Annotated in this window: 7 protein-coding genes, 1 pseudogene and 1 CRISPR repeat array; of the genes and pseudogenes, 1 reads left to right on the top strand and 7 read right to left on the bottom strand. The window is 34.9% G+C overall.

The features are described 5' to 3' along the window. Nucleotides 1-232: 232 nt before the first annotated feature. From rpsU to cas9, 7 genes and pseudogenes are all read right to left on the bottom strand, one after another. Nucleotides 233-409: a 30S ribosomal protein S21 gene (gene rpsU, locus PCY10_RS02585; RefSeq protein ID WP_000048054.1), complete on the bottom strand. Its 177-nt coding sequence runs from the start codon at nt 407-409 to the stop codon at nt 233-235. 148 nt (nt 410-557) lie between these two features. Beyond that, the gene (locus PCY10_RS02580; protein WP_003072637.1) at nt 558-896 is read right to left on the bottom strand and encodes an ATP cone domain-containing protein; all 339 of its coding nucleotides are present in this window, start codon (nt 894-896) and stop codon (nt 558-560) included. Between the two features lie 248 nt (nt 897-1,144). Beyond that, a complete protein-coding gene (locus tag PCY10_RS02575; protein WP_301558780.1) occupies nt 1,145-3,433 on the bottom strand; it encodes a CAP domain-containing protein in 2,289 nt (762 codons plus the stop codon). 149 nt (nt 3,434-3,582) lie between these two features. After that, a CRISPR array of direct repeats spans nt 3,583-4,410; the repeat unit is 36 nt; unit sequence GTTTTGCAGTTACTTAAATCTTGAGAGTACAAAAAC. Nucleotides 4,411-4,482: 72 nt separating this feature from the next. Then, complete coding sequence (gene csn2-St / locus PCY10_RS02570; protein ID WP_021002706.1) at nt 4,483-5,526, bottom strand: CRISPR-associated protein Csn2-St; 1,044 nt, start codon at nt 5,524-5,526, stop codon at nt 4,483-4,485. Further along, on the bottom strand, nt 5,523-5,846 hold the full coding sequence (cas2, locus tag PCY10_RS02565; protein WP_037590192.1) for a CRISPR-associated endonuclease Cas2: 324 nt from the start codon (nt 5,844-5,846) through the stop codon (nt 5,523-5,525). The genes csn2-St and cas2 overlap by 4 nt, the downstream gene beginning before the upstream one ends. Further along, entirely contained in the window at nt 5,846-6,757 is a 912-nt protein-coding gene (gene cas1, locus PCY10_RS02560; RefSeq protein WP_021002705.1) for a type II CRISPR-associated endonuclease Cas1, read from the bottom strand. The genes cas2 and cas1 overlap by 1 nt, the downstream gene beginning before the upstream one ends. Before the next feature lie 160 nt (nt 6,758-6,917). Next, nucleotides 6,918-10,294, bottom strand: a pseudogene (cas9, locus tag PCY10_RS02555) (type II CRISPR RNA-guided endonuclease Cas9). Nucleotides 10,295-10,505: 211 nt separating this feature from the next. On the opposite strand from cas9, the gene PCY10_RS02550 reads away from it, so the two are divergent. After that, nucleotides 10,506-11,777: a PLP-dependent aminotransferase family protein gene (locus PCY10_RS02550; protein WP_021002703.1), complete on the top strand. Its 1,272-nt coding sequence runs from the start codon at nt 10,506-10,508 to the stop codon at nt 11,775-11,777. Nucleotides 11,778-11,802 lie beyond the last annotated feature (25 nt).

The following is an 11,802-nucleotide window of genomic DNA, read 5'->3' as shown; positions in this document are numbered from 1 at the left end:
TCACGAATTCGTGTTACATAATCAACAATTTCTTTCCTCTTGTTGTCAAACTCTACAACAACAAAAAATAGATCATGGTCAAAAAATTATAACCATTTTCAAAAACCTCCTTCATCCGAGTATTAAAAAGGAGGAAACTAAAGTTGATAAAACTCTTTTTTCCTCTTGTAAAGCGATGCACAACATGAAAAGACACAAAAAAACAGGAATCCAATCCTGCTTTTTCTATTTATTAGAATTTTTTACGTTTACGAGCTGCTTCTGATTTGCGTTTGCGTTTTACAGAAGGTTTTTCATAGAATTCACGTTTGCGTGTTTCTTGAAGAGTACCAGCTTTAGTAACCGCACGTTTGAAACGACGAAGAGCATCGTCAAGGGATTCATTCTTACGTACTACTGTTTTTGACATTATTTTCACTCCCTTCAAGTTTAAAATCCTTTAAATTCTATCATATTAAGATACACTTGTCAAGTCTTAGAAATTGCTCGAATGTGTCTGTTTTTGGGAGAAAATAAAAAAATCGATAGCTACTTCGTCTTATAAGCTAAACCAAAATTTATCGGATTTGTTCAAAATGCAAATGGACTGCGATCTGATCGCCATAGCCATTACGCTCTAAATCTCGTTGCAAGCGGTAGGAAATATAATGCTCTGCAATCGTAATATAACCAGCACCTAGTAAGCGATTTTCTACCATTGATTGAATCATACTAATAGTAGCTCGTTCTACACCAGCTTCCTCTAAATCCAATACTACTTTTTTAGTAACAAGCGCTAAATTTTGACGTAAATCATCGGTCAAAACATAAACTGTTTGTGCCGCTTTCAAAATAGCTTGATAAATTTTATCTGGATTAAAATCAGTAATTTCGCCATTACGTTTGATGACTTGCATGAAAAACTCCTTTAAACTTAGTTAAGTCTGTGTACATAGTACAATAAAGACATTATACTATTTTTTCGGCAATTCTCAAAATAATAGATACTTTGAAAAAGTTATTAGATAAAACTATAGTTTATCCAATCTTTACTTTATTTCTTCAACAGTGATTTGAATATCTTAATTTTAAAAAAAGACAAACACTCAAAAATCAAAGTGTATGTCTTTAGAATGGATGAGTAAATTTTTTAATCTTGAACTAATTAATCTTCATTATCTCTTTTACGACGGCGAACACTAGTTAAACTTCCCAACCCAAGTAACAATCCCAATGCAGCAACTTGATTTGTTTTAGTACCAGTAGCAGGTAGAGCTTTTTGATTGCTATTTTGTTGTCTAACTAACAATGGCTTGGGTTGATAAGTTCTAGATAAATGCAATTTTTGTACTTCTACACCTGTTGTCTGTTGAGATTTTGGTGGGAGTTGACTTTGTAATTTTTCATAGTTTTCTTGTAACTTGGTATAAATGGAACGCACAATATCCAGTTTTGCTTCTTCTTCTTTTAACATGTTAACCTTCGCAGCATAGTCAGCCTGTGTAGCTTGAAGAGCTTTTCTAGCTGCTTCAAGCGCTTGAGGTGCATTTTGTAATTTTTCCAAGTTATTTTGAGCTTCTTTTAGCTTGATTTGACTAGTTTGTAGGGCATCTTTTGCCTTAGCAAGGTTTAACTCTTCTATAATTAAGGCTTTCTTTAGTTCTACTAATTTATTTTTAGCAGTTTCTAGCAAATTTTGTTCTTTTGCTAATGCTGCTTGTTTAGGCGCTAACTGTGATGCAATCATTGCAGTTGCACGTTTCAAAGCTGCTTCTTTCGTTGCAATATTTTGCTTCGCTTTTGTCAAAGCCGCTTCTGCTGTAATCAACTCAGCGTTTGCAGTAGCAAGGGCTCCTGAACGATTCGCAGCCAATTTTTGAAGGTCTGCTAATTTTGCCTTTTGGATATTTAAAGTAGATACATAGCCTGTTCTTTGAGCTCGCAACATAGCTAATTGATTCTTAGCTACTGTTGCTTGTTCATCTGCAGCTTTTGCAGCACCAGCAAAATTACGGATTGCTTGCTCATAAGCATCTGCGCTAAGAAGTGTACCGTTATTGAAACGTTCATTAGATGCTGTGTGGAAACCAACTTCATATAAATTATTATATGGATTTGGATTACTATAATATGCTGCTGAAATCGAATTAAAGTTTTTATCCATCATTTGGACATAGTGACCGATTCGTGCAAAAACATCAGCACCCACTTTCATATAAATAGCATTAGCATCAATTTTTGTTTCGTCTATTGGAAGTCCATATTGTGCAGCGATTTGCTGATACAGAGCTTTTTCGCTATACCAGTAGTCAACAGCTCCTCTTACAGAGCTATTAATGGCTACGTTTTCATTGCCAAAATATTTGCCCATATGCCAATTTGCTCTTCTAAAATAAAGAGTTTGAACTTGACTGGCTGGATTTTTGTAAGGATCAATCAACAGTTCCTTTAATCCAGCTTGTCTACGGTAAGCATTGATTGCCCTAACCAATTCAATCGCTTTTAAATTATTTTCCAAAGTTGCTGGGCTTGTTGAATCAGAACCAACTGTAATACCGTCTTCATGTCTAGCTCTTTCATAAGTCGCTAGCGCTTCAGCAGCTGCATTACGAATCGCTTGATTAGCTCCATTTGTTTTAGCATGTTGCAAAAATTCACTATAGGTTGCTTTACTCAAGTCAACATTTCTTCTATTAGCAGCTGATTGTTCAGCGCGGGCTACTTCAGCAGATTTTTGATCAATAGCCGCTTGATTTTCTGCAACTTTTTGCTCACTTTGATTAACTTGTTCAGTAGCTGCATTGATTTCTTTAGGAAGATTAGCGATTTCTTCTTTCGCTTTAGCAAGATTTTTTTGCTTTTCTGCCAAATTCTTTTCCGCTTGTTTTTCTTCTTCTTTTGCGCGGTTAAGATCGTGTTCCTCATTGGCAACTGGAGTTTTAGCTGTGTCTAATTCACGTTGGGCAACATCAACAAGTGATTGCTGCCCTGCTACAATATTTTCTTGATTTTTAACAGCTTCTTTTGCCTTTTCTTCCGAGCACTTTGCTTCTTGAACCTTCTTCTTCTCTGTTGCAACAGTGTTCTCTGCTGTTTTTACTTTTTCTTTTGCAGTTCTAATCACTTCTGAGGTCGCTGCATTTTTTTCTGTTTCTGCATCTGCTACGGCTTTCTTGTTATTTGCTACTGCTTCCTTTGAAGTATTTACATCCTCTTTTACTTGATCTACAACTTTCTGTTGCGTATCTTTCTGAACTTTCGCAGCATTTGCTTCCAATTTTGCTGATTGAACATCTGATTCTGTAACTGGTTTTGTAATTTTTTCAGATGTCTTTGGTTCAGTGGATTTTGGTTTTGCTTCTTCTGCATTTACTGGATGTGATAGACTACCTGAAATGATTGTCGTTGCAGCTAAGCCAGTCGCAACAACTGATTTTTTTATTTTTCTCTCCATTAGAAATCCCCCTAATATTACTTGTTCCTTTTCATTATAAAACATTTCAACCTAAATTACAATTCCACTAATATCTTGCATAGATAACTATTTGATTAAATTTCTTTTACATAAAACAATGTTTAATAAGCTTTGTGGCTTTAATACTACGTTTGACGTTACTTAAATCTCGAGAGTACAAAAACTCGAATTTGAGTTCTTGTCGAACCAGTATTGTTAGACAGTTACTTAAATCTCGAGAGTACAAAAACCAATTCTGCGAATGCCAGTGTAAAAATCATGTTAGACAGTTACTTAAATCTTGAGAGTACAAAAACCTATAGGTCGGCCAAAAACCCAACCGCTGAGTTTTGCAGTTACTTAAATCTTGAGAGTACAAAAACTATTGGAATGAGCATGCTCCGAAATCGCAAGTTTTGCAGTTACTTAAATCTTGAGAGTACAAAAACAACTGGATTGACGTGGGTATTAAAGCCGTCGTTTTGCAGTTACTTAAATCTTGAGAGTACAAAAACGATGGCATTAAACAAGTCCTCCTTTAATTTGTTTTGCAGTTACTTAAATCTTGAGAGTACAAAAACTATTAGAAAAAGTAATCAGTTTACAGATAAGTTTTGCAGTTACTTAAATCTTGAGAGTACAAAAACAATGGTGAATTTGATGAAACAACTTATTGGGTTTTGCAGTTACTTAAATCTTGAGAGTACAAAAACAACCTTTCCCAGTTTTCGTTGTACCACTCAGTTTTGCAGTTACTTAAATCTTGAGAGTACAAAAACTATCATTTACATTGTCATTACGTCTTAGCTGTTTTGCAGTTACTTAAATCTTGAGAGTACAAAAACTTGGACTCAAAACGGTATAGCTTGCGGTGAGTTTTGCAGTTACTTAAATCTTGAGAGTACAAAAACCCACAACTTGCAAAAGTAATCATAGCGACTGTTTTGCAGTTACTTAAATCTTGAGAGTACAAAAACCTCAAATTAAAAAATTTTTTGATTTTTGTACCCTTACATTGATTATAAAGTCCTTTGATGAGCTTGTCAATCTTAATTTTTTAAAAAATTAATTAATAATTGAGTAGGTGGATTATAAGCAAAATGAATTTTCTTGTTGTAATGGTATAAACTGTTCATAATTTTCAAGGTTACCATATCTTGGATAGATAAACTCATATGTGTCACGTCTTTACTAAATAAATATGGTGAAATCTTTTGCAAAGAGACGATGAAATCATCTTCTGTAGGTAAGTCGTTAGTAGGATATTGACCAATAAACCTTTCATACATAAAAGAAAATTCATAAAAATGTTCAACCAAATCAGAAACAATATTGACGTATTCCATATTCTCGCGATTCAAATAAAGATAGCCTTCATTTGACGGGAAAATAATGACACTAAAATTATTGTAATTGTCGGCCATCTCCTCTAGTTGCTCGCAACATTTTACGAATGAGCAATAATTCAAGTAATCGTCCATATTTCTGAGGACGAGCAAGATACGGTTGGTCTGGCCTTGAATCAACTGTTCTAGCATTTGCATAAAAATAATAAATTTCGTTTCATTTTCGACAAATTCAAACGATATATTCTTATCTTTGAACCCAAAATAAGGTAAAAAATTCTTAAGAATCAGCTGCTCAGTTGTAAAATACTGACTTTCTGTATGGTAATGTATACCTTCAATTTGAAAATTCAAACGTTCATTTACAATCATTGAAATTTGATCCAGCTTATCATTGATATAATCTATCTGTTCCATTATTTCAAGATTATCTAGTTTTGACTTCAGAAAATCAAACGCTACAGTCCCTTTTTTATAAGCCATTTGCTCGATTAAATCTTGGATATCTGAAATAGAAATAATCTTGTAATCTGTTCTTTTAAAAATTGTATTCTCTCCGGTAATTTCTGGCTCCGTTTGTTCAAAAAGGTTCAAGTCTTCTACATTATACTTTTTACCGTTGAAATACCAAATTAAGAGCTGCCACATATAGTATTTTAATTGCTGATTATCTCCCACTATTTGAGAAAACGGGCCAAAATTAATAGATAAATTTTCTCTATAAGGATGTGTAAAATTCATTTTCATATAATCACCAACTTATTATCACTTATTACTTCTTCTTGCTTGGTTTTACCTCCGATAATCAAGACCATTTCTGAAAACTGCTTTTCTGTAACAGCTAGCAAACGGACATTGCCACTTGGCAAATTGCTTTGTTTCAGCTTTTTATAAAATTTACTGGCAAAACTTCTGTTTGGACAGGTTCGATAATATACAGAAAACTGCAGCATTTCAAACCCATTGGCAATCAATTCTTTGCGAAAATTACGATAGGTTCGTTTCTCCTGATTGGTTTCCATTGGCAAGTCAAAGAAACATAATAATCTCATCGCTTCATACCTCATTACATACTCCATTCCAAACTAGACACTATTGGGCAGTAAAACTTTGTTGTATCTTTATCAGCAATACATTTGATAAAACCTTTTACATATTTGTCCATTGCAACTGTGACCGAGCAGGTTTCTTTGCCATATTTAATTTTTGCATTCAGTAGATTTGTTAAAGCCAAGCGGAATTCATATTTTAAATATTCTTCATCTATCAAGTGTTCATAGACCCAAACATCAATAATTTGGCGGAAAGGTTCCATTAAATCATCCACCAGATTGAACTGGTTGTATTCATTTTTATGAAAAATTCCAATTAAAGCATTTAATCCATATCCAGCAACGATTCGTGCCATCTGTGCTCGCATAATAGCGTATCCGTAATTCAACCCCGCATTAATGACATCTGATTCTCGCTGAGTTACACGGACAAACTTCTTGCCAAATAATTCATTGAAATAGACCTTAGCGGCATGTCCTTCTCGATTTGTCTTATCTCCTAGTTCAATATGATCCTTATAATCCGCTAACAATTGGATACAATCAAGATTTTTTTCAAACATCGCCAAAACATCCTGCTGATTATTGATTTTAAAATAGGTAACAAGTTGCCAGAGCTTATCTTTTTGTTCCTGAGACCAGAGCAACTGTTCTTGCAGTCGTTTATAGGCCCGAAAATGCCCATTTTGAGAATGATAAATTCCCGTTGGTAAGTGTTCATTGTCACATACAATTAAGGCGATATTATACTTACTTAAAGCACTCAATAATCGAAGGGTAACGACAGTATCACCACCTTCAGCTACTATGATTGAAATATCACTTAAAGGGATTGTATACTCTTCTCCCATTTTCTTTATTAACAAATTGTCTAATTTCAGTCTCATCTTTTCACTTTGACAGATATGTACAATTCTCCACGTCATAAAAACTCCTTTACAACACGAAAACACCCCGTCATAGACAGGGTGTTGATTTCGGCATGAAGCCTTATCTTTGTAGCTTCTGCAAGATTTAAGTAACTGTGTAAGGCGTCCCTTACAGTCACTATTATAATACATTGCAAAAGCGTTTGCAACTCTTTTTTTAAATTTTTTTCTTAAAATTGAGCTGTGGCTGATCACCCTCTTTTTTAATAAAATATTTATTACCAAGAACATCTGTTTTGACTTTATAGATGGAGAGATTAGGCTTGTTTATCCCTTTGAGGCATTGACCACCTTTTGCAACGGTTCCTAACAAATTCATCAGCTGTTGATTTCCTTCAAATTTCGCTTTTTCATAAGGTTTTAACTCAACATAATGTTTTGAGGTATCGTTTCGCGAACCATACCTAAATAATTGCTGCTCTCCAGTTTCGGTGTCTTTTATCAAAATCAAATCGTTCTTATATAAAGTAAATTTAAATTCTGAATCCTCGTCCACTCCTTCTTTTGCTTTGACTTTATTATATTTTTCAGGTGAAATACCGTAGCTTCCACTCCCTTTTTCAAATCTTAAATCTGAATATTTCAATCCCATCAATTCATATTTGGAAGTCTGGGGATTAAAATAAACATCTGTCCGCCAAGGCTTCAAGGACTGCAAAACAACCTGGTTCTGACTGTTTACAGGAGTAATATCAATGTGATTGCCAAGTTTATTATCATAATACTTAAGGCTTTTAATCTCTGGGCCTTTGCCCTTTTTGCTGTATTTTCGAATAGGGCCATTTTCTTGTCTGTACTTTTCAAAAGGATTGCAGGGAATTTCTTTACCCTTTTCGTTTAACTCTTTGTCAGGATAGGTTTTAAGAATTTCTTCAATAACTTTTGCAAAGGTCTGTGGATCTTTGTGATACATCAAGAACTGAGTTGTATCTTTCTTATATCTCTTGATAAAATCTTCATAGCCCTTTTGAGAATAGATATCCTTAATTTTTCCAAGTACATAAGTTTCCTCCTGCTTATCTTTCCCCAACTGAGCTTTTCTAGTTCCATAGATTGTAGCATCTGATATTTTTCGGTTATATTTAGAATCCACTTGATAAGAAAACAAGATACTGTCTTCAAACGATTTGCTCTTCAATGTATCTACAAAATAATCATATGGTGGTCTGAGAACAAGTTCCTTATATTCGTCATCTGTCAGTGAAAGAATCTCTCCCGTTTCAGGATCTACAAGCTGCCCTTCTCTATAAGAAATCAAAGGATTATTCTGCTTTTTCCAGAGTCTCAACTGACTGGAGGCCGCGATGATGAGAGCATCTACTGCGTGGTGGTGATAGGTATCACGACTTTTTTCAATTTTCCACTTTCTTCTCAGTTGTGATGTAAATTGACCACGAACAACCGAAATTTTTGTATCGAAATCATTTGTTTTGTAAAATTCCTGCAACGTATTTAGGACTACCCGTGATGAGTAACGTGTGTCCACGAGATTGCGCTCAATGAATTTTTGTTTTACTTCAATCTTGCTGATATCTTCTTCGGTCAGCAGATAGTCTTTTTTCTTATTACTTAAGCTTTTAGAATTCCGGACATATTGTTTGAACTCTATGTAAGACCACGCATCATCCATACTATCTAAAGCCTGGAATGGTGTTCTCTGTCCCTTTTCCTGATTAGCTGTTGCTAGCACCAGAACCTTATTGGCTAAGCCATCATCAAAAGAAAGTGAAAGCGGCAGAATATGATCAATTTCATACTGGTGTGGATTATGAATTAAATCATGAATAGAGATGTTCTTTCCTGTATAAAGGCAGCGTTCTCCCTGTTGATGCCAAAGGCGAATTTTGGTTGCTAACTCTTTGTGTCCATGAAAAATACTGTCTGGTAACTCTTTTTTACCATTGTATAGATCAGCAGCTTTTTCCATTGCTGCTTTCTTTTCATCTTCATTGGCTTTTTGGACGTTTTGAATTGCTTTTTTCTCATCATCTTCATTGCTTTCACGCGCCATTTCAATGACAATATTATCAAAAATGCCATATTTTTTGGTCGCTAAGTTGATGATTTTAATAGCCTGACGGACAGATTTGGCAACAACAGGGTTATAAATTTCATCTGTTAATTCTTTTTCATCTATGTATTTAGTTCGTTTTGAAATTTCTCTACTTCTTTGTTTACCTAGACGAGTCAAAATAGTCATTTGCTCCTCTGAAGTCTCATAAAGCTCCGGAATCAATTCATTCATTAACTTAAGAGAAAAATTATGCCAACCTTTTCCAAATACCGCACTGTTTTTCTTCCTAAACTGAATTAACTCATCAATCTGCTCTTTGGTAAATGTACCAGGCATTTTACTGTTAAGAGCTTCTAAAATACCTTCACTTTCTGTGTTCAAGGTTAGAATGTACGCTAAATCATCTAAGGTTTCTCTTGATAATATATCTACATCCACCAGTTCTAGTGTTCTCATTTTACGATAGGCGTCAAAAGTATGCATCTCCGGTTTATCAGATTTATCAATCCGATATCCTTTTATGTCATCAATAGAACCATCTACTAACTTAGCAATATATTTCAGTAAAGTTGGAGTTCCTAAAGTTTTTGCAGTTCGAGCATACTCGACAATCTGCCGCTTTTGTTCTGGTCTTAATTTTTTCGTTTCAGTTGGAACTGTTAAATTATTGAGGTCGTTGAGCAAATTAAATTCCTGCGCGGTATATGACGCCTTTGCTGCTCGATATTCATCGGGATAAAAAGTACATTTTCCAATTAAAATACCGAAAATATTATCAAGAGTTGTGCCATCTGTCCGAAATCTTCCATAATCTGTTCTAGATTTTTCATTTCCAGGCCCATGATAATATTTTCTTTTGCCAGTCAAAATAGTTAAATAAGTTCAATGAATTCATCTGAAATCCTCACATTGAATTCTTGTTGCCTTCTAAGAATTCGCTCTGCTTCTTTTTTGTAGGCTGAAGTAGAAAATACATTAATCAAACGATGATTCTCCCCATTTTCAACAACTGTAAAATCCCCACGAACTTGTCCGTATTTTTCAAAACGTTCCAACTGGATTTGTCCAGGCGTTTTGTCTGCAAGTAATTTTCTGTTTTCTTCAACTGCTTTTCCATACTCATTGGAAGCTGTTTCTCCATCTTCACTAGCATCATCCAGATAGCTGATACCACGCCGTTTAATAATGTTTTTAAGCGCAATAAACAACTCTTCATTTGTTAATTCTTCGCTTAATCCCTTCACACGCAGAGCATAAGGATTTAAATTTAAAGGGACAGCAGAAAAATCTGTTATAAAACCGAATTCTTCAAAAAGGTCGTTTAAGCGAGCGCTGCGATGTTTCTTCCTTCGACCAAGTCTTCTTCCTTGTCTAAATCCCCGACGTTCTACATTGCTGTCTGCGGTTGCAGCTGGAAAAATTCTCGAATTAACGTGAATAATTTCACCTGTTTCTTTATTTAAAATTCCCACTCCGACAGAAGCAATACCGATATCCAATCCTAAAACCAAACCGTTCATGATGCTCTCCTTTTTATAAAAATTTTGCTACAAATCACATTTAAGGCGCTATCATACACATTATAACATAATAATAAGTAAAATGTTTTAATATTTAAAAATATCTCAATCTCTACCGTTAATAACAAATACCATACATCATTTCCTGATTGTAAAAGATTTCAAAATACGCTACAATAGAGAAAATTTCTTCTGTACGGGGACAGTTAAGATGCCAAAATCTAAATATCAATGTATCGTAGATCGGATTCGCCAAGATATTCAAAATGGGAAATTGCTCAAGGGGCAGAAGATTCCTTCTATTCGTAAGTTAGCAGATAAGTATCATTGCAGCAAAGATACAGCCCAGAAGGCACTAATGGAATTAAAATATCAAAAATACATCTATGCTGTTCCAAAGAGTGGCTACTATGTCTTAGAAAATAGTCTGGAAGATCAGCAGGATATGGAATTATCTGTCAGGGATGACCGCCACCAAATTTATGAAGATTTTCGAATTTGTCTCAATGAAACGCTCATCGGTCGAGAAAATTATCTTTTTAACTACTATTCACAGCAAGAGGGATTGGAGGAGTTGCGCTACTCGGTTCAACAACTGCTTTTGGATGCGGCTATCTACACCTCTGCTGCCAAAATTGTTCTAACATCTGGTACCCAGCAAGCTCTTTATATTCTGTCGCAAATTGCGTTCCCGAACGGAAAGCAGGAAATTCTAGTTGAGCAACCGACCTATCATCGGATAAACGATTTGCTAACCGTACAGAAACTTCCTTATCAAACGATTGAACGGACTCCAGAAGGAATCAATCTAAAAGAGTTAGAATGGATTTTCCAATCAAGGAATATCAAATTTTTCTACACTATTCCACGATTTCATTATCCCTTAGGACATTCTTACAACCGAAAAGAAAAAGAGGAAATCATTCGTCTTGCTCAGCTTTATGATGTTTATATCGTAGAAGATGATTATTTAGCTGACTTTGACAGCAAGCATGAGTTGACCTTTCATTACTTGGACGACAGCCAACATGTCATTTATATCAAATCTTTTTCTGCCAGTCTTTTTCCCGCCTTACGAATAACAGCTCTACTATTGCCATCGGATATTCAATCAGCTTTCATTGCTTATAAAAAAGCAGTAGACTACGATAGCAATCTCATCATGCAAAAAGCCTTATCTCTTTACATTGATAATCTTATGTTTGAGAAAAATCGTCTAGCACTTCTGTCCCGATTGGAAGCAGAAAAAGATAAGGCTCAAAGCCTCTTAGAAGCTGAGGTTCTAGTGCCTCCCTATCAACTAACAACAGATGGCGTACTTTTTGATTTCCGTTCCCTTGCTTCAACAAGTCCATTGAAACACAGCACTCTATCTTTGGACTTTTTTGAATCAAGTTACATACATGATTGTCCTTATCAATACGCAAAAATTAGATATGAAAATCTAGAAAAAACCTTACACCATTTAAATAAATATTTATAAAAGGAGCCGAAGCTCCTTTTTTCTA

The sequence above is a fragment of the Streptococcus sp. SI1 genome, assembly GCF_030439945.1.
GTDB lineage: Bacteria > Bacillota > Bacilli > Lactobacillales > Streptococcaceae > Streptococcus > Streptococcus intermedius.
The sequence above is the reverse complement of the archived record's forward strand: the minus strand, read 5'-3'. Positions and strand labels throughout refer to the sequence as shown.